Raw genomic sequence first — 18,404 nt, 5'->3', positions numbered from 1 at the left:
GCGACGCAGTCGGGTGGGGCGGTGCCGGCGGCCAAACGGATAGGCGCCGTGGAATCACAGAGGCTGGCCGGTCAGGGTGGGGTGGCGGTCGGCGGCGACCATGGCCAGACCGGCGCCGCGGACGGCGGCAGTCTGGGGGGCGGGAGCAGGCCGCACCGGCGCCGCCAGCTGTTTGGCCAGCCGGTAGGTGATCTCCGGACGCAGCGCGCCGCCTCCGGTGAGTAGCGGCCCACGGTCCAAGGCATCGACAACCAGTCCACCGCAGTCATGGCTCAGGAGATCGGTCACCACTGCGACGATCGACCGCACGAGCTCGGCAACGGTCGTGGTCGCGCCAAGATCGGAGGTTCCCACGTCCAACCGATGGGCCTGTGTCACGCCACCATCCACTAGCAAACCCACTTCGGTCAGGCCTGCTCCGATGTCCAGCACCAGCAGTGGCCGGGCCAAGTCAGCTCCTGCTCCGAGCGCGGCGGCTTTCACACTGTCAATGGTCAGCACGACCCGCGTATCGAGAACCTCCAGTGCGGCCCGGCCCACGCTCTGGTGCTGACCAGCGCACAGGACCGGAGTGGTCAAGACAACCATCGAGTAGTGACCGAGGCCGGCTCGATTGCCGAGGAGGCGCTCGAGTATGCAAGCGGCCCCCGCCTCGTCGACGACGACGCCGCGGTGCACGGGACGACTGCCGCAGTCCGCGCCAGGCGAGATGATCGTGGGCTCGTCGACGATCAGACCAGGGTCCGGCATCCAGGCCCTGGTGCGGGCACTGCCCAGGTCGATCGCCACGCCGGACGACCGCTGGCTGGCCGACCACGTACCACGGCGCCGTAGCCCCGCCGTACGCGGAAACGGTGTACGCGAGCCCGGAGTCACGAGACTGCGTTCTTGAGGCGCCACGAGACTGACTCCTTGAGTTGGTGGCACGGGCCGCAGTACCGGGCGTGCGGCAGGATGCGCAGGCTCGCCAGCGGAATGGGCCGGTCGCAGAGGTGACAGCCGCCGTACAGGCCGGCGTCCATCCGGCTCAGCGCGGCATCGACATCGGTGAGCACCAGCTGGGCGGCCGCGGCAAGAGCGGTCAGCACCTCTTCATGCGCTTGCGCGTGCTGGCAGGCCGGCAGATCGTCGGGCCTCGGCCAGGTCTCGCCGAGGCCGTCCAACTGCTCCAGCCGGAACCGACGCTCATCATGAAGGCATGCGCGCAGCGCGTCCAGGTCCTCGGGACCGAGTTCGGTCCGGCGAACAGTGGCGAATGTGTAGCTCAAGACTTCACACCCTTTACAAGGCGTCAGAAGACAACAGATTGGACAGGCCATCCACGGGGGAGCAGCGCAGCACCACCTCGGTCCGTGGCCCGATTTTGGTAGGCGCCGATCAGGTGGCGCGCTGCTGACAGCTGACGCAGTAGCTCACGTAGGGCAGGATCTCCAGTCGTTCAACCGGAATGCGGGTGCTGCAGCCCTGGCACGTGCCATAGGTGCCGTCGGTCAGGCGGTCTTCAGCTGCCGTGATCTCGGTCAGCACGCGCCGGATGGCGGCTGTCTGCGCCGTTGCAAGGTCCCCGTCCGCAAGGGCGGCACCGTCTTCGATGGCGCTGAGTTGGGTGAGACGAGAGTTGCGTTCGTGTTGCAGGCGCTGGCGGGCCTCATGCACGGTCATTTTCACGGAGCGGGCCACGGTGGTCACTGAAGGTACGTCCTCTCACGAACACTGGGGAACGAAAGTAGACGCCGCTGCCGCCAACGGCACCACATGAAATGCACCGTTCGCCCCAGTTGCGTCCTGCCTCCACCATGCGCGACACCGGCCGCAGTGACCATCGGGGCCAGCACCCATTTAGCGAGGCGCTTAGGCCGTATGCAGGACCAAATGCGGGCGAGGTAGACGGCCAGGGCGCGACGCTGTGTATCGCACCCCGCCGCACACGCTTGGCGCAACCGACCCAAGACGGTCTCGTCGATACTGGCCAAGCCCTCGACAGGGTTTGGCGGTCGAGGCGACCGGGCCGAACAGATCGGGCTGGTCACGCAACACCGCCAGATCCGAGATCGCCTCGCCACCATCGGACAGCATCGCCGCGAGGTCGACCACCACCCGGCGCGGATCATGCCTCGAACCGCGCGCTGACGAAGCCCGCTCAACGCCTCCCTGAAGGCATGGGACAAACCGGTGACCTCGGCCAGATCGGCCAGCAGCCGCGACCCGGCATGCGAGGCGACACCCCGCCCATGAGCCGCCACCATGACCGCGGGACGCCTCGTTGTACTTTCACCTGCGAAGTGCCTTCCCTCTCGGGTCATTCTGAGCTCGAGGCAAGTCCAGAATCCCTTCGCAGGTAAGGCTTTTCTCTACATCCAGGCCGCGTGTCGACCACCGCGATCACATCGTCTACTGCAAAGCGAGGTTTAGTGGCACGGGTCCCGCAGGGTGCTCCTCGGCCGGACTCTCGCGGGTCGGTAGACCGGCCGGGAATGCCGTTACCCGGATGCCCATTCGCACAGCTCGGTCCCATTGGCGCGAAGGGCGAACACGGTGGCCTCGGGACCTTGTGCCAACGCCGTAACGCCTTCCCAAGCTTTCACTGAAGTCCCATTTCCTCCAGCGGCAGGTGCCTCGCGACTGTTCAACTGAAGGGTCGCGACCTCGGTTCCCACGGCACGTTCCAGAGTGTGCCTGGATGGGCTGTACGCGACCTCGGCTTCACCGTTCTGTGCCAACAAGGCATCCGCGGAGGGATCCGGTACGAGCGTCGACGACAGGGGTTCGCCAGTGTCGGCCTTTACCAAACCGTTCTGAGTCAGCGCGGCGATGGTCCCGCCAAGATCATAGAGACCGTTCAATGGGATAATGTCCGTGTGCTTCGTTGTGCTCGACGCAATTGCTAGGGCGTCTGTCACCGACTCGTTAGATAACCAACCCGGCGCCACGATCAGCGTACTACCCGCTCGAGCGATTTTCTTGGTGCCCTCGTACCCGTTGGGCAAGTCAAAGGCTCTCGACGTTGTGCCGTCGCTGGACACCCGTTGGAGATAGGGAACGTTGAGGCGGCCGATCAGCACCCCGTCGCCGTCCGCAATGAGGGTTGAAATCCATGTGCCAGCCAGGGGCTGGGTCGTGTCAACTGCTCCAGGGAGCTGACCTTCGGCGTTCGCAGGGATCGACGTTGTGGTTATCGTTTCTCGGATTGGATCCCAGCGCGCGACAGCGTACGGCAGATTGACCCATACCGCGCCATCGCTGGTGATAACGGTGGTCGTGACAGGACCGTTGTAGCCGGAGTCCGGCAGCGGATACTGAAACTGTTGTCCGGTCGCGAGATCATAGCGATGGAGGCTCGATTTGCCTCCGATTTCCATGACCGGGAACCATAACGCGTCCTTCACCTTGTCGAACGCGAGGGAGTAGGCCGGAGCGTTCAAACGTTCCAGTACCACGCAGTCCGTCGCCTTCGCGGCCGAATGACTCGTTGGGACCTGGTTACCGCAGGCCGAGCAGAGTACTCCGATCGCGACGAGAACAGCTATACGCATTCTCCATGTCCGCAATATACTCACCTCAACTACCGGCCGAGTAGAATTGGGCGAAACTGCTAGATTGATGGTAGCAAGGTGTTGGGGAAGCACTTCGTCACGAAGTACGGGACCAAACAGGGATCATCGTTCTCGGCCGAGTGGCGCCGTTCGGCATCGACGTTGTGATTGGTGGCGGGCGCCAAGCTGCTCTCGCCGCTCTGGCGGTGAGAGCCGGCCGTCGCGCATTCGGTCCACCCCCGCATCGTGGGCTGGGCCAACGGACAGCACACTGCCAACGGCCGGGATCTCGAACGGCGGTTGATGCACTCAGCCGTCGGCGACGGCAGCAGTCGATAGCGAGGCATCAGGCCTTCGCGTTCGTACGTCGTGCGGGTGCCGTTGTCGAGGTCGTGTGGGTGTAGCCCTCGCCCAGGCCCGCCGAGGAACTATCTCGGTCGGCGCGGACTTACGCCGAACTCGTAGCGCCTGGAGGCTTGGTCCCGCGGTACGGCGGGCTGTGAGGGCATGCCGAAAGTGTTCGGGCGGAGCAGCATGTAGTTATGGCGGCGAGGGATTTGGTGTTCGGGGTGGGGGACAGGGTTCGGACTTGGGGGCGGTTCGTGGCCGGGGCGGACGGTGATTGGTTGGACTTGGCCCGTGTGCATGATTTGACGTGGAAAGCGCCGGGTTGGAAGTCGGATCGGTCGGTTCGGTTGATCGGGGCAGATGGCGAGGCGGTCGCTGCCGGCATCGCAGCGGACCGAGGTCTGGGCTACGTCTCGGTGGTTGGGATCTGGCGTGACGAGAGCATCGAGGTCGAGGTGTTGTCGGCGGAGATCCCTGCTCGGGAGGCGCGTGCAGTTCGGAGGGACCCGCCGTGCCCGCCGCCGCCCGGTGGCTGGCGGCACGGCGTGGTCGAGCTGGACGTTGACCTCCGCGACCGCGAGTCGTCCGGACCGATCGTCCACCTGGCGATCTTCCGTCCCTCCCCGGAGCAGGAAGTGTTGGTCGTCGCTGCCACCGATGTGGACGCGGTGATCCGGCAGTTGTCGCCGAAACTGCCACGACAGTTATGCGTGGTGCCCAGCCGGTTCACCCGCGCTCAGATCGACGAGGTGTACGACGTCCTGCACGCCAATTGGCGAGACTGGCGCCTGGAATCCTTCGGCACCGGCTCGGATGAGCAGGCTCAACCGTTCATCGCGGCGATGATGTTCCGGGTCACCGCTGAGATGGCTGAATGGGCCGACGCACTGCCCGAGGGACTGGTCCGCCTCGAGCCGACAGTGAGCCCGGCCTGACAATGCGGTCGAGTAGCTGAGCCGTGATCACCGCCGCGGTAGTGGGTGAGCCTGCTCGGCGGGCTGGTCGCGCTGGTCAGCGGCGCGTTGCCGTGGTCGACGAGTGGATGTTTGGTGCGGGTCGCGCCGGTGCTGGTGTTCCTGGTCGGGGCGACCGTGATCGCCGAACTCACCGATGCCGCCGGAGTATTCGACGTGCTTACGCGCCGCGCGGCTGAGGTGATAGATGAACTGACCTACTTCAGCGTGGTACGTCGCGCTCGTCAATGCGGGCTCGGACAGCGCCAGGACGTTCGTTCGGGATGCGCGCAGCGTCCGCGCCTGTCAGGACATAAGAGACAGTGCTCGGTGCGTCGGTCACCACGTTGAGCTCGATGTCGTCTCGGGCGAGTGCAGCACGACCGCGGCCGGATAAGACATCGAGGACCTTATTTTTCAGGAACTTCGGCGTAATCGTCCGGAGGAACTAACTCTTGACCGCGCAAGTCGGGAGTCCTAATCTCTCGACACGGTTAACGCGTCGAAGCGCTTCGATGACACGTGATTCGCTCGAAATCTGACGGACTCAAGCTGCTGCCGGGAGACCCGCCATGATCGGTTTCATCATCCGCAGGTTGCTCTACGGGGTGATCACCCTGTTCATCATCTCGGTCGCCAGCTTCCTCATGGTGCAGGCGCCGCCGGGGAATGCGTTGACAGCTGAGATCCAGCAGCTGCAGTCGCGCGGAGGCACTGTTCCTCAGGAGCAGATCACGGCCCTCGAGGCTCGCTACGGCCTCAACGATTCCTTCGTCACGCAGTACTGGAAGTGGGCCGGCGGCTTTGCCCGGGGCGATCTCGGCTACTCGTTCAGCCAGAAGGAGGAGGTCGCCGACCTGATTTCGGGACGTCTGGGCTACTCGATCATGCTGAGCTTCGGAGCCCTCATGATCGCCTGGCTGATCGCGATACCCGTGGGGGTCTACTCAGCGACCCATCGCTACAGCCTGCCGGACAATCTCGTCACCTCGGTGCAGTTCATCGGCGTCGCGATCCCCGAGTTCTTGCTGGCCTTGATCATCCTGGTGATCGCGTCACGATGGCTGAACCTCGACGTCGGCGGCCTGTTCTCGCGCGACTACGCGAATGCACCGTGGAGTTTCGGCAAGTTCACCGATCTGCTCAGCCATGCCTGGGTGCCGATGGTGATCATCGCCGCCGGCGGCACCGCGGGACTGACCAGGGTGATGCGGGCCAACCTGCTCGACGTACTCAACCAGCAGTACATCCAGACGGCTCGCGCCAAAGGTGTGATCGAACGCCGGGTGATCTGGAAGCATGCCGTGCGCAACGCTTTCCATCCGTTGGTGATGGCCCTCGGGGGCGTGCTGCCGGCACTGATCGGGGGCGAGGCGATCGTCAGCGTGGTATTGAACCTGCCGACGATCGGGCCGCTGTTCCTCACATCACTGACCGAGCAGGATCTCTATCTCTCGGCGTCGTTGCTGGTGGTGCTGTCCGGGTTGCTGATTGTCGGCAACCTGCTGGCGGACCTCGCACTGGGCTGGCTCGACCCACGCGTTCGCGCGGTGGACTGAAAGGCGTGTGATGGCAAGCCTCGGAGTAATCTCGACCGATCCGGACGTGACCGCGCCGGCCGAGAAGGGCGCTGACGTCGCCGAAATCTCTCAAACCCGCTTGATGATTCGCCGCTTCCGGCAGAGCAAGCTCGCGGTCGGCGGTGGGATCGTCCTGCTGTTCCTGTACCTGGTCGCATTGTTCGCCCCCTTCGTGGCGCCGAACGATCCGGCGGCGGTCGACACCAGCGCCAAGTTCGCGGTGCCGTCGCGGATCGTGTGGAGCGGCGGACCGGCGATGTGTGCGCTGCGGCAGGAGATCAAGGACTTCGAGTACGTCTACACCTCCGACTGCGAGCACCCGGATCGGCTGCACCTGTTCGGCAAGGGCTGGAACTACAAGCTGTTCGGCCTGATCGAGACCGACCGCCACCTGTTCACACCGGGCAGCGGCAAGGTGCTGATCTGGGGCGGCGATTCCTCCGGGCGCGACGTCTTCGCCCGTACGGTGAAAGGCGCACAGGTCTCACTGAGCATCGGTCTGCTCGGGACTGCGATCGCGACCGTCCTGGCGGTGATCATCGGCACGATCTCGGGCTACTTCGCCGGGATCACCGACACGGTGATCCAGCGCGTCATCGAGATCGTCTCATCGGTTCCGACACTACCGCTCTGGGCGACGCTGGCGGCGATCCTGCCCCGCGACATGTCGGTACCCGAGCGCTACTTCTTCATGTCGGTCATCCTGTCGCTGGTCGGATGGGCCGGCTTGGCCCGGGCGCTGCGCGCGAAGGTGATGTCGTACGCCGGAGCCGACTACGTGAAGGCGGCGCGGGCGGCCGGCAGTGGCCATGCGCGCATCATTCGCACCCACATGATCCCGAACTCGCTGAGCCACATCGTCGCGGTCACGATGCTGGCGATCCCGATGGGCATCGTCGCCGAGACGTCGCTCTCGTTCCTCGGCATCGGCATGCAGGATCCGGCGATCAGTTGGGGCGTGCTGCTGCAGGACGCACAGGACGTCAACGTCGTGACGTCGTACCCGTGGCTCTTGATTCCGGCGTTCGCGGTCATCGTCGCCGTCACCTGTTTCCAGCTGCTCGGTGACGGCATCCGGGACGCCGTGGATCCCTACGGATAAGCCGCAGCGGCAACCGACCGCTCTCGTACGACGCAGACCAGCAGCCTGAGGCAAGGAGTACACAGGATGACGCCGACCTCGACACCCACCGCGACCGCCCCCGGCGCGCGGACACCGGCCGACGCTGTCGTCAGCGTGCAGAACCTGCACGTCGAGTTCAAAACACCGCTGGGCAAGGTGAACGCACTCAACGGCGTGAACTTCGACGTGCCGCAAGGCAAGGTCCTCGGCATCGTCGGGGAGAGCGGTTGCGGCAAGAGCGTGACGGCTCGCGCGATCCTCCAGATCGTCGAGAAGGCCGGCACGATCAGCAAGGGTCGAATCCTGTTCCGGTCGCGGCCGGAGGCTGTCGACCTGACCTCGCTGGATCCGCAGGGCCGGGAGATGCGGTCCATTCGGGGCAAGGAGATCTCGATGATCTTCCAGGAGCCGATGACCTCGCTCAACCCGGTCTACCCCATCGGAGACCAGATCGAGGAAGCAGTCCGGCTGCACCAGACGCGAGACAAGGACGAAGCGCGGCGGCGGGCCGTCGAGGTGCTGCGCCGAGTCGGAATGCCCAACCCGGAACAGGTGGCGCGAACCTACCCGCACCAGCTGTCCGGCGGCATGCGTCAGCGCGCGATGATCGCGATGGCCTTGTCATGTACGCCGACACTGCTGATCGCCGATGAACCGACGACGGCGCTGGACGTGACGACCGAAGCGCAGATCCTGCAGCTGATGCGTGACCTGCAGGCCGAGTCCGGCATGTCGATCATGTTCATCACTCACTCGATGGGCGTCGTGGCCCAGCTGTGCGACGACGTGGTCGTCATGTATCTCGGCCGGGTCGTCGAGCGGGCGCCTGTCGACGACCTGTTCTACAACCCGAAGCACCCGTACACGATCTCCTTGCTCCGTTCGATACCACGGATAGGTGTCGGGCGCGGACAGCCGCTGGAGACGATGAAGGGCGGCGTCCCGGATCCGTATTCGACCGTGCCGGGCTGCCCGTTCCACCCGCGGTGTCCGAGCGCGATGAAGGGCCTGTGCGACACGGTGGTGCCGATCGAGGCGCCGGTCGAAGGCGGGGTCGACGGACACGGTGTGCGCTGCCATCTCTATCCAGGGTGCACCCCTCTCGACGTCGCAGTCGACACGGTGTCCGAGCGTGAAGAGGAGGAATGACGATGTCTGATCCGCTGCTCGAGGTCACCGGCTTGACGAAGCACTTCCCGGTCAAGAACGGCCTGCTTCGCCGGGTCGTCGGTCAGGTCAAGGCCGTCGATGGCGTCGACTTCACCATCAATCGCGGTGAGACGTTCGGACTCGTAGGTGAGAGTGGCTGCGGCAAGAGTACGACGGGCCGGACCGTCCTGCGCCTGGAGGAGCCGACCGGTGGCGAGGTTGTCTATCATCACGAAGAGCTGGGCCCGGTCGACATCGGGACTGCGGACCGCCGGCAGCTGAAGCGGCTGCGTCCGGAGATGCAGATCATCTTCCAGGACCCGTTCTCCTCGCTCGACGCGCGGATGACGGTCGGCCGGATCATCGCCGAGCCGATGGTGATCAACCGGACTCATCATGGACGCGAACTGCGCGACCGGGTTGCCGAACTGCTGAGCGTTGTCGGGTTGCGGCCCGAGCATGCCAGCCGTTACCCCCACGCGTTCTCAGGTGGTCAGCGGCAGCGGATCGGCATCGCGCGGGCGTTGGCGCTGAACCCCAAACTGATCGTCTGCGATGAACCGGTGTCGGCGCTGGACGTATCCGTGCAGGCACAGGTGCTGAATCTGCTGGAGAGTCTCCAGGCGCAGTTCGATCTGACATACCTGTTCGTTTCGCATGACCTGTCGGTGGTCGAACACATCGCCGATCGAGTAGCGGTGATGTACCTGGGCAAGGTCGTCGAGGTCGGTACCACGGACCAGCTGTTCTACAGCCCGAAGATGCCGTACACCGAAGCACTCCTGTCGGCGCTGCCAAAACCGGACCCGCGCAAGAGGACCAAGCCGACGCTGCTCACCGGCGACGTGCCCTCGCCGGCCAACCCGCCGCACGGATGTCACTTCCATCCGCGGTGCAAGTACGCGCAGGATCGATGCAGGACGGAGGTGCCGCAGCTGCGAGATCTTGGTGGCGGTCAGTTGGCGGCCTGCCACCTCGCCGACTCGCTCGAGCTGAAAGGCGCCGAACCGCTGCCGGACGTTCCCGTGATTTCGGCGGAGGAGGCGGTGCGAGCGGCGGCGAGCAGGAATTCGAGGCCGCCTGCCGATGTCGCCCCACACAGTACTCAGGAGGCGATGTCGTGATCGAACAGAGGCGGGAGAGCCCGCCGCGGTTCCGGGGAGTGTCGATCTACCAGGATCCGCTCGGGCGGTTCGCATTCCGCCACCCGTCGACATGGAACACGTTCGAGTTGCCCGACGGCCACGAGGGCGCGCTGTTCTCTCCGGAGGCCTCGGCGCCGCAGACCTACCTCGCGGCATGGGCGAACCGATTGCCCGAGTCCGTCGTAGCCGAGGATCTCGACCTCCTGAGTTCTGGCATGGCCGAAGGGCTTGCTCGACTGAACTCTTGCGAGGTGCTCGAGTCGCATGACGATGCGGTGGGCAACTTGGTGCGTTTGGAGCGGCTGTACACCTTCTCGGACGACGACGTGGTCCGTCAGCGACGGGTGTGGGTGTTGTACGTCGATACCTGGCAGATCGTGCTCGTCTATCAAGGGGAGTCACGCCAGGAATACGACTACTGGAGCCCGATGGGCAACTACTCCTTCGCGACGTTCGACCTGGCGCAGGATCTGTGGTTCTCGACCGAGAGGGCCTGTTCGTAGCGCGCTCCTCGCGCATTCTCGTCATTGCAGTCCCATCGAATCGACGATTCGTGAAGCCATTTTGGAGACCTGATGGACAAGATCGAGAGCGCAGTAGGTACGGCAGGAACCTCCCGCCGTACGTTGCTGCGCGGTGCCGCCGTCGCGGCGGGAGTACTCGCAGTACAGGCCTGCACGCCTGGTCCGAACACCTCGAGCGGTAGCGGCAACGGATCGAAGGTGGATCTGGCCCGCAAAGGCTCTGAAGCGAAGCCGTTCGCCGTCCCCGCAGGGCTGGGGGAGTCCCCCGAGCTGGCCAAGCTGGTGCAGGCCGGCTCGCTGCCACCGGTGAAGCAGCGACTGCCCGAGCGGCCTTACGTGGTTCCGCACCGCTGGCTGGAGTCCGGCAAGTACGGCGGCAAACTCAACCTGCCGAGCACCGACGACGTGACGTACGCGACCAAGGAGTACTTCTACGGCCATTCGCCGCTACGTTGGATCAACGACGGCAAGGACATCGCGCCCGGTCTGGTGGAAAGCTGGGAGTCGAACCCGGACCATACGGTTTGGACCTTGCATTTCCGCAAGGGGCTGAAGTGGTCCGACGGGCAGCCCTGGACGACCGAGGACGTCATGTTCTGGTGGGAGGACATGGTCCTCAACGAGGAGTTCGCCGAAGGCATACCTGACGAGGCACGGTCGGGCACCGGGACTGTCGCGAAGGTCACCGCGCCCGACGACTACACGATCGTGATGACGTTCGACGCGCCCAGCCCGATGCTGCCAGAGCTGCTGGCCAACTGGGTCAAGCGTGGACTCGGTGCCGGCTGGATGGAACCCAAGCACTACCTGAAGGCCTATCACCCCCGCTACAACCGCAATGTCGCGAAGGACTGGACGACCAAGTTCGACCAGATGCGCGACTTCACGACCAATCCGAAGTCGCCGACGATGAACGGGTGGCAACTCGCGGAGTACCACCAAGGTCGTTCATCGACGTGGAAGCGCAATCCCTACTACTGGGTGGTCGACCAGCAGGGCAATCAGTTGCCGTACCTCGATACCTTGTCCTTCGAGGTGGTCGCCCAGTCGGAGACCCGTCGGCTGAAGATTCACAACGGCTCGTACGACTACGTGCACGGTCCGTTCGTCGGTATGACCCTGGCCGACGTGGCGCCGCTGAAACGCAACGTCGCCAAGACCAAGTACCAGTTGCATCTGTGGGACAGCGGCTCCGGCACAGGGTCGATGTTCTTCTTCAACCAGGATTACTACGAGCCGAAGATGCGGGCTCTCATCCGTGAGCCGAAGTTTCGGCAGGCGTTGTCCTATGCGTTCAACCGTGCTGATGTACGGAAGTCTGTCTACTTCGACTCGGGCGAGCTGACCACCGGTGGGTACGGCCCGAAGACGCTGGAGCTCACCCGCGGGGAGGGTCCGTCGACGTACCAGAAGTGGCGGGACTCCTTCGTCCGCTACGACCCGGAGCTGGCCAAGAAGATGCTCGACCAGTTGGGCATCGTCGACAAGGACGGCGACGGCAAGCGCGAGATGCCCGACGGCGGAAAACTGGTGATCGATCTCGACTACCCCGCCGACACCGCCCCAGGTGGCGAGACGCTGCAGAAGAATCACCTGCTGAAGAAGCACTGGGATGCGATCGGCATCGCTAGCCGGCTGAACCCGGTGCCGGCCGCCAGCTATGAGGACCGATGGGCGCAGGGCCAGGGGATCTGTAAGACGGCGTGGGAAGCGAGCACGGTCACTATGGCAGCCGACATGGTGTGGCTGATGCCGATGGAGCCGACTCGCTGGGCGCCGCTGCAAGGGGCGTTCTACGCCCTGCGGGGCACCGCGGCAGAGAAGCAGCAACTCGATGTGGACCCGTACAAGCGCAAGCCGCCTCGGGCGGAGCCGGAGCCTGGTGGGCCGATCGCTCGGCTGTGGGATCTCGCCGGGAAGGTACGGGTCGAGACGGACGCAGTGAAGCGGGACAGCCATCTCTGGCAGATGGTGAAGATCCATCTCGAGCACGGTCCGTTCTTTATCGGCTCGGTCGCGAACTATCCGCAGGTGGTGCTCATCAAGGAGGGCCTGCGGAACGTCCCTACGAAGGAACAGACCGGCAATGGCGGGCTGGTGAACGACTGGCACCACCCCACACCGGCCGCCTACGACCCCGAAACCTGGTTCTGGGCATAGCCCGGACATCGATCTGACGGAAGAACACTATGACGATTCGTGTACTTGTCTGGGGCGAGAACCGGCACGAGCAGGTGGAGCCGCACGTTCGGGAGATCTATCCCGACGGCATGCACTCGACGATCGCGGCTGGGATCGCGGAGAACCTGCCCGACGTCAAGGTCTCCACCACGACCCTCGACGAGCCCGAGCACGGTCTGACCGAGGAGGTGCTGGCGGAAACCGACGTACTGGTCTGGTGGGGCCATGCCGCGCACGGCGAGGTCGAGGACAAGGTTGTCGACCGCGTGTACCAGCACGTGCTGGCTGGGATGGGCCTGATCGTGCTGCATTCGGGGCACTGGTCGAAGATCTTCGGCAAGCTGATGGGTACGACGTGCACGCTGCGTTGGCGCAGTGAGCGGGACCGTGAGTTGGTGTGGACGGTCGCTCCGACGCATCCGATCGCGCAGGGCGTGCCGCATCCGATCGTGATCGAGCAGCAGGAGATGTACGGCGAGTACTTCGACATCCCGGTCCCGGACGAACTGGTCTTCGTGTCGTCGTTCTCCGGCGGCGAGGTGTTCCGCTCGGGCTGCACGTTCCGTCGCGGGCACGGGAAGATCTTCTACTTCTCGCCGGGCGATCAGGACTACCCGGTTTATCACCACAAGGACGTGCGTAAGGTCATTGCGAACGGCGTCGCCTGGGCCCGTTCCGACCGGCCGGAGCGTGCGGTGCCGACGCTGTTGCGCTACGAGACCGGCGACTTCTTCAACGGACATGGGTACACCGGACCCATCGAGGAGCCTGCGGATGCCTGAACCCTTGCGACTGCTGCAGGTCGGAGCCGGCGGGATGGGGCGCGCCTGGCTGCGCACCATCGCCGCCAACCCGGACGTCGTCCTCGCGGGGCTCGTCGACCTCGACGTCGACGTGGCCCGGACCGCGGCCGACGAGCACGGGTACGCCGACGTACCGGTCGCCGCGTCTTTGGAGGAGCTCGTCGACCGCTCGGAGGCTGATGCGGTCATCGACGTCACCGTGCCCGCCGCGCATCCCCAGGTCAGCGTCTCTGCCCTGTCGTACGGCCTGCCAGTGCTCTGCGAGAAGCCGCAGGCCGAGACAGTTCGGGAGTGCCTGAGGATGATCGCGGCCGCCGAAGCCGCCGGCAGGTTGCTCATGGTTTCGCAATCGCGCCGATACCTTCGCCTGGGGGCGGCCTTCGGCCGGCAGCTCGCGGAGCTCGGCCCGATCGGGTCGCTGTCGTGCGAGTTCTTCAAGGCGCCGCATTTCGGCGGCTTCCGGGAGCGGATGGCCGAGCCGTTGCTGGTCGACATGGCGATCCACCAGTTCGACCTGTCCCGCAAGCTGATCGGGTCCGAGCCGGTGTCGGTGTACTGCGACTCGTACAACCCGTCGTGGAGCTGGTTCGACGGCAACGCGGCCGCGTCCGCGATCTTTCGGTTCGGTGACGGCACCCGCTTCACGTTCACCGGCAGCTGGTGCGCCCCGGGCCTGGAAACGTCGTGGAACAGCCGGTGGCGGGCCAGCGCATCCGGCGGTACGGCGGTCTGGGACGGGGACATCTCGCCCGTCGCCGAACTCGCCTCGGGTGAGGCGCTGCCGGCGGTGGCGGCTGACGACCCCGAGCAGATCGCCGGCTCGTTGGTCGAGTTCGTCCGAGCCGTGCGTACGGGCGAAGCGCCACAGTCAGAGGCGCGATCGAATCTCATGAGCGTCGCAATGGTCGAGGCCGCGGTGCGTTCAGCGGCCACCGGATCGCCAGTTCAGATCGCTGACGTCCTCGAAGAGGCCCAGGCGGAGGCGATCTCCGCGGAGACCGACGATCGCATCCTCGCGGTCCTGAAGTCCTGGGATCCAAGGACAGCCTGGCACACCGCGCCATTGGGTCTCTGACGGACGAGGGTCATTTGGACTCGATGCGCCCGAGCGGGTCGTTGCTGTCGGCAAGATCCCTCGGCATCCTGTTCGCGACACTCGACGACACCTTCGACCCCGACAAGGTCGTAATCACCGGCGACGGCATCGCCGTAACCGAACTGGGCAGCACCGGATGCGTCGCCGCGATCAGCCAGTACCGCAACCCGGCCAACGGTCCGGTCACCATCGACGTCGAACCGTTCGAGTTCACCGAGCGGGCCCGTGCCGGCGCAATCCTGGCGATCCGCTCCTACCTCGCCTACGGAACCCACCTGATCCCGACCGCACCCGCTGCGTGGACAGCAGGAAAGGCTGACTCAGAGGCAAGGCCGGCGCGTTCGGCGCTTGCCTCTGAGCTGCGCGGCAGGTCGGCTTAACCCCTGACTGTTTGCGACTGCGCAGGCTGACTCCGTCCGTTACAGCAATTCGCTGGGAAGGAGGGGTGCGTGAGCCTCGAACAGTTCGTCGACCATGGTGCGGATCTGCTGGAGGGTGAGCTGGGCGCCGGTGAGGGGGTCCAACATGACGGCTTGGTAGACGTGTTCGCGGTTGCCGGTCAGGGCGGCCTGAACGGCGAGTTCCTGCACGTTCACGTTGGTGCGGTTCACCGCCGCGCACTGGGGCGGGAGCGGCCCCACGGCGATCGGCTGGATGCCGTTGCCGTCCACCAGGCAGGGAACCTCTACGCAGGATCCCTCGGGAAGATTGGGGATGATTTCGCGGTTCTCGACATTGCCGTAGATCACGCCGGGCCGGTTCGTCTCCATGCTGTTGACGATGACGGCGCCGTACTCGACCGAAGGTGCGAGTTCGTCCTTGAGCTCGGCCAGGGCCGTGATGATCTTCTCGTCCTCGTCGTGGTCGCGGCAGATCTCGTAGTAGTCCCAGCGCACCGGCACGAAGTCACGCACCAGCTCAGGGTTCTTGCGGAAGTACGGCAGATATTCCGACGCGTGGTGGCTGGACTCGGTGTGGAAGTAGCCGAACGCGTCCATGATCGAGGTACGGACGCGTTCGATGCCGCCCTCGTACGTGGACACGCCCCGGTCGACGCCACTGTGGTCACCGTCGTCGTCGGCGAGCCCGGTGGTGTCCTGCCAGTTGAGGTGGCGTTGCATCCGCCGTCGCAGATCGGGGTAGAGGTCCTGGTTGCCGCGGCGGAATTCGAGGATCCAGGCCTGGTGGTTGATCCCGGCGGACAGATAGCGCACCTCGCCGTAGGGAATGTCGAGCTCCCGGGCGAGCATGCGGGTCGTGCCCTGGACGCTGTGGCACAGACCGACCGGCCGCAGTCCCAGGCTGGTCAGGTACCAGGTCGCCATCGCCATCGGGTTGGCGTAGTTGATCACCTGCGCTCCTGGACAGAGAGCGTGGATATCGGAGGCCAGTTCCCGGTATGCCGGAACAGACCGCAGGAAGCGGAACACCCCACCGGGCCCGACGGTGTCGCCGACCGTCTGGTCGATCCCGTACCTGCGGGGAATCTCGACGTCGTGCCGGTACGCATCGACGCCACCGACCTGGAACGTGATGATCACGTAGTCAGCGGCATCCAGGGCCTCCTTGCGGTCGGTGGTTTCGAGTACCGCGGCCGGTAGCCCGTGGTGCTCGATCAGCTCACGGGCCGCTGTCGCAGTTCGCTCGAGCCGCTCGGCATCGATGTCCATCAGGGCGAGCGTGCTGTTCTGCAGGGCAGGAAAGCTGAGCAGATCGCCGATCAGGCGGAAGGGAAAGACGTACCCGCCCGCGCCGATGATTGCAATTTTCGCCATCGTGGTCCCTTCGTCGGTGAACGCCTTCACATTAAGAGCTGAGTGGAATAGAGTTCCTCCGGACGATTCCGCCGAAGTTCCTGAAAACTAAGGTCCTCGATGTCTTATCCGGCCGCGGTCGTGCTGCACACGCCCGAGCTCTGGTGTCTCACCGGGCCGGCACCGACGATGCGGCAGGCGCACCTCCACGACGACATCGAGCTCAACGTGGTGACCGACGCGCCGCTGCGCTACCTGTTCGGCGGAACGGTCGCCGAGATCCGTCCCGGCGAGGTCGGCCTGTTCTGGGCTGCGATGCCGCATCGGCTACTGGACGGGGCGGCGGACAGGTTGCGTGCCCACGTCGGTTGGGTTCACGTCCCCGTGCGGACGGTGCTCGGCTGGAGTCTGCCCGACGCGGGCCTCGCCCGACTGCTCGGCGGGCGTCCGGTGGTTGCCCCGATGGAAGCAGCCGGGGTGCTGGACCTGTCCGCCTTCGACCGATGGACCGAAGATCTCGCCACTGGATCCGTCGAGCGGCGCCGAATCGCGATGCTGGAGATCCAGGCGCACATCCGGCGGCTGCTGCACAGCGTTCGCGGCACGGACCTGCCGTCTGTGGAGTGGGACGGTACCGACGACGGCGTTCGCCACGCCGCTCTCATGGCGAGATACGCGATGGCCCAGTTCCGTGATCCGATCACCGCCGCCGAGGTCGCCACGGCCGCGCACCTGCACCCGAACTACGCGATGACCCTGTTCCGCCGGGTCACCGGCACCACACTCGGCGCGTACTTGACGCAGTGTCGCGTCGCCGAGGCGCAACGTCTGCTCCTCACCACGAATGCCACCACCGCGGCCATCGCCGTCGAGGCCGGGTTCGGCTCACAGAGCGGCTTCTACGCCACCTTCAACCGCTTGTGCGGCATGTCACCGGGCGCCTACCGCCGCCGCTCTGGCAGTTCTCAATCGGCACCGGACCGTCGAAATTCGAGCGGGTAGACGCGATGGCCGGGGACGACGGGCAGGGCCGCGGTCCCGGAGCGGAAGGGGATCGGTTCGCCTGTCGAGAAGCATGTGAGGTGTCCGTCGGGTTGGTCGCGGAGGTGAAGAGTCGCGTCGGGTACGCCGTGACCCCAGTGGATGACGTGCACGATGCAGGCGTCGGACGTGTGGCGGAGGCCCACGAGAGTTCGGGGTTCGCGGAGCTCCAGAACTCCCGAGGGTGCGCCGAGCCGCAAGGTAGGCCTCGCCGTAGCTTCCAGCGCGAAACAACGATTAGCCAGGTTAGGCGGGGTGTCGAGGAGGCCCCTTGATGGGTTGTTGTCCGTTAGGGGAACCCCCACCGGACACCCATCAGCACCATCAGCGGCTACCGGTTCGCCGCCTGACGCGGTGTCTCACATAAGGTGTCCGGTGATCTGTCCGGTGAACGGGGGCTATCCGTTTCAGTTCCCGTCCATGGTCTCAATGCTGATCGGCTACGCCCGCTGCTCGACCGACAAGCAGGACCTCCAAGCCAACCGGCAGATCCTGCTCGACCTCGGCGTCGACCCCGAACACATTCACCTCGACCGCGCCTACTCCGGCACCACCCGCGCCCGGCCGGGACTCGACAAGGCGCTCGTCGCGGTCCGCGCCGGTCTTGGCGCCGTCGCGGCGCGCTGGTCGGGCCGGCCGGTCGATCTCGACGACCCACTCACCACGCTCCAACAGGTGGGTGGTGAGCCCGGAGCCGAAGCTGCCGGTGCCCTCGATGGCCCAGACGCGGCGGCCGGGTGCATGCTCGTCGGCGAACGCGACGACGCGTCGGTAGCCCATGGCGTCGGTTGTGCACTGTTGCTGCGCGATAATGGCACCCGCATCGGTGACCACGGCTGCGGTGTTGGTGTCGCGGTGAGTATCGACACCGATGACGTAGTCGACTTGGCCTGCCAGCATGGACATGCGGTTCCTCCCTCGGTGGAGCCCGATAGATGTCGGCACCGGCCTGGATGCGGTCACCGCGCAGCAGGACTGTGATGAGGCACGACCATCTGGTCGGCCAGGCTTCTGATCAGGCCAGCGATTCGGTGGGCCAGGCCGGTGCCGGCGATCACGACGACAAATCCAAAGCAAGGGCGCACCGAGCAACCGGCGGCCAATGAGTCTTTCGGGTCAGTCGCGATCACAGGCACCAACCTGGCAGCGATCACCCAGCGACCGCGGGCAGACA

The 18,404-nt window shown here is 65.3% G+C and carries 17 protein-coding genes and 3 pseudogenes; 13 read left to right on the top strand and 7 right to left on the bottom strand.

Going from position 1 to position 18,404, the window contains the following annotated elements; all coding sequences use genetic code 11:
* Positions 1-54: 54 nt before the first annotated feature.
* The 5 genes and pseudogenes from EV649_RS11555 to EV649_RS11540 form a co-directional block, all read right to left on the bottom strand.
* Positions 55-789: a rod shape-determining protein gene (locus EV649_RS11555; protein WP_198682400.1), complete on the bottom strand. Its 735-nt coding sequence runs from the start codon at positions 787-789 to the stop codon at positions 55-57.
* 83 nt (positions 790-872) lie between these two features.
* Positions 873-1,268: a TraR/DksA C4-type zinc finger protein gene (locus tag EV649_RS11550; RefSeq protein WP_130383196.1), complete on the bottom strand. Its 396-nt coding sequence runs from the start codon at positions 1,266-1,268 to the stop codon at positions 873-875.
* Positions 1,269-1,377: 109 nt separating this feature from the next.
* Complete coding sequence (locus EV649_RS11545) at positions 1,378-1,689, bottom strand: TraR/DksA C4-type zinc finger protein (RefSeq protein WP_130383195.1); 312 nt, start codon at positions 1,687-1,689, stop codon at positions 1,378-1,380.
* 306 nt (positions 1,690-1,995) lie between these two features.
* Positions 1,996-2,303, bottom strand: a pseudogene (locus EV649_RS41575) (transposase); the annotation flags it as partial.
* Between the two features lie 177 nt (positions 2,304-2,480).
* Complete coding sequence (locus EV649_RS11540; protein WP_130383194.1) at positions 2,481-3,437, bottom strand: hypothetical protein; 957 nt, start codon at positions 3,435-3,437, stop codon at positions 2,481-2,483.
* Positions 3,438-4,228: 791 nt separating this feature from the next.
* Here EV649_RS11540 and EV649_RS11530 point away from each other — a divergent pair.
* From EV649_RS11530 to EV649_RS11480, 11 genes are all read left to right on the top strand, one after another.
* The gene (locus tag EV649_RS11530) at positions 4,229-4,816 is read left to right on the top strand and encodes a hypothetical protein (RefSeq protein ID WP_130383193.1); all 588 of its coding nucleotides are present in this window, start codon (positions 4,229-4,231) and stop codon (positions 4,814-4,816) included.
* A 45-nt stretch (positions 4,817-4,861) separates the two neighbouring features.
* Positions 4,862-5,185 carry a hypothetical protein gene (locus EV649_RS11525; RefSeq protein ID WP_130383192.1) on the top strand — a complete coding sequence of 108 codons (324 nt, stop codon included), beginning with the start codon at positions 4,862-4,864 and terminating at the stop codon, positions 5,183-5,185.
* Positions 5,186-5,406: 221 nt separating this feature from the next.
* On the top strand, positions 5,407-6,393 hold the full coding sequence (locus tag EV649_RS11520) for an ABC transporter permease (protein ID WP_130383191.1): 987 nt from the start codon (positions 5,407-5,409) through the stop codon (positions 6,391-6,393).
* A 10-nt stretch (positions 6,394-6,403) separates the two neighbouring features.
* Positions 6,404-7,516: an ABC transporter permease gene (locus EV649_RS11515; RefSeq protein ID WP_130383190.1), complete on the top strand. Its 1,113-nt coding sequence runs from the start codon at positions 6,404-6,406 to the stop codon at positions 7,514-7,516.
* 66 nt (positions 7,517-7,582) lie between these two features.
* Positions 7,583-8,686 carry an ABC transporter ATP-binding protein gene (locus tag EV649_RS11510; RefSeq protein WP_130383189.1) on the top strand — a complete coding sequence of 368 codons (1,104 nt, stop codon included), beginning with the start codon at positions 7,583-7,585 and terminating at the stop codon, positions 8,684-8,686.
* A gap of 2 nt (positions 8,687-8,688) precedes the next feature.
* A complete protein-coding gene (locus tag EV649_RS11505) occupies positions 8,689-9,810 on the top strand; it encodes a dipeptide ABC transporter ATP-binding protein (RefSeq protein WP_130383188.1) in 1,122 nt (373 codons plus the stop codon).
* The gene (locus EV649_RS11500) at positions 9,807-10,334 is read left to right on the top strand and encodes a hypothetical protein (RefSeq protein WP_130383187.1); all 528 of its coding nucleotides are present in this window, start codon (positions 9,807-9,809) and stop codon (positions 10,332-10,334) included. Before EV649_RS11505 ends, EV649_RS11500 begins: the two co-directional genes overlap by 4 nt.
* A 72-nt stretch (positions 10,335-10,406) precedes the next feature.
* Positions 10,407-12,515, top strand: coding sequence for an ABC transporter substrate-binding protein (locus tag EV649_RS11495; protein ID WP_130383186.1), 2,109 nt, complete (start codon positions 10,407-10,409; stop codon positions 12,513-12,515).
* A gap of 29 nt (positions 12,516-12,544) precedes the next feature.
* Positions 12,545-13,318: a ThuA domain-containing protein gene (locus tag EV649_RS11490; protein ID WP_130383185.1), complete on the top strand. Its 774-nt coding sequence runs from the start codon at positions 12,545-12,547 to the stop codon at positions 13,316-13,318.
* Positions 13,311-14,414 (top strand): Gfo/Idh/MocA family oxidoreductase, encoded by a 1,104-nt coding sequence (locus EV649_RS11485; RefSeq protein WP_130383184.1) that lies wholly within the window; start codon positions 13,311-13,313, stop codon positions 14,412-14,414. Before EV649_RS11490 ends, EV649_RS11485 begins: the two co-directional genes overlap by 8 nt.
* 23 nt (positions 14,415-14,437) lie before the next feature.
* On the top strand, positions 14,438-14,815 hold the full coding sequence (locus EV649_RS11480; protein WP_130383183.1) for a hypothetical protein: 378 nt from the start codon (positions 14,438-14,440) through the stop codon (positions 14,813-14,815).
* 39 nt (positions 14,816-14,854) lie between these two features.
* Here EV649_RS11480 and melA read toward each other — a convergent pair whose 3' ends face one another.
* Positions 14,855-16,210 (bottom strand): alpha-galactosidase, encoded by a 1,356-nt coding sequence (gene melA, locus EV649_RS11475; RefSeq protein ID WP_130383182.1) that lies wholly within the window; start codon positions 16,208-16,210, stop codon positions 14,855-14,857.
* A gap of 99 nt (positions 16,211-16,309) precedes the next feature.
* On the opposite strand from melA, the gene EV649_RS11470 reads away from it, so the two are divergent.
* Both EV649_RS11470 and EV649_RS42135 read left to right on the top strand, forming a co-directional pair.
* Positions 16,310-17,191: a helix-turn-helix domain-containing protein gene (locus EV649_RS11470; protein WP_130383181.1), complete on the top strand. Its 882-nt coding sequence runs from the start codon at positions 16,310-16,312 to the stop codon at positions 17,189-17,191.
* Between the two features lie 141 nt (positions 17,192-17,332).
* A pseudogene (locus tag EV649_RS42135) lies at positions 17,333-17,779 on the top strand (hypothetical protein); the annotation flags it as partial.
* A 69-nt stretch (positions 17,780-17,848) separates the two neighbouring features.
* Here the strand turns inward: EV649_RS42135 and EV649_RS42130 are convergent.
* Positions 17,849-18,130 (bottom strand): annotated as a pseudogene (locus tag EV649_RS42130) (transposase); the annotation flags it as partial.
* Positions 18,131-18,404: the final 274 nt, after the last annotated feature.

Origin of the sequence: Kribbella sp. VKM Ac-2569 (assembly GCF_004216905.1) — a bacterium.
Lineage (GTDB): Bacteria > Actinomycetota > Actinomycetes > Propionibacteriales > Kribbellaceae > Kribbella.
Note: the sequence above shows the minus strand (reverse complement) of the source record. Positions and strands in the feature narration are given on the sequence as shown.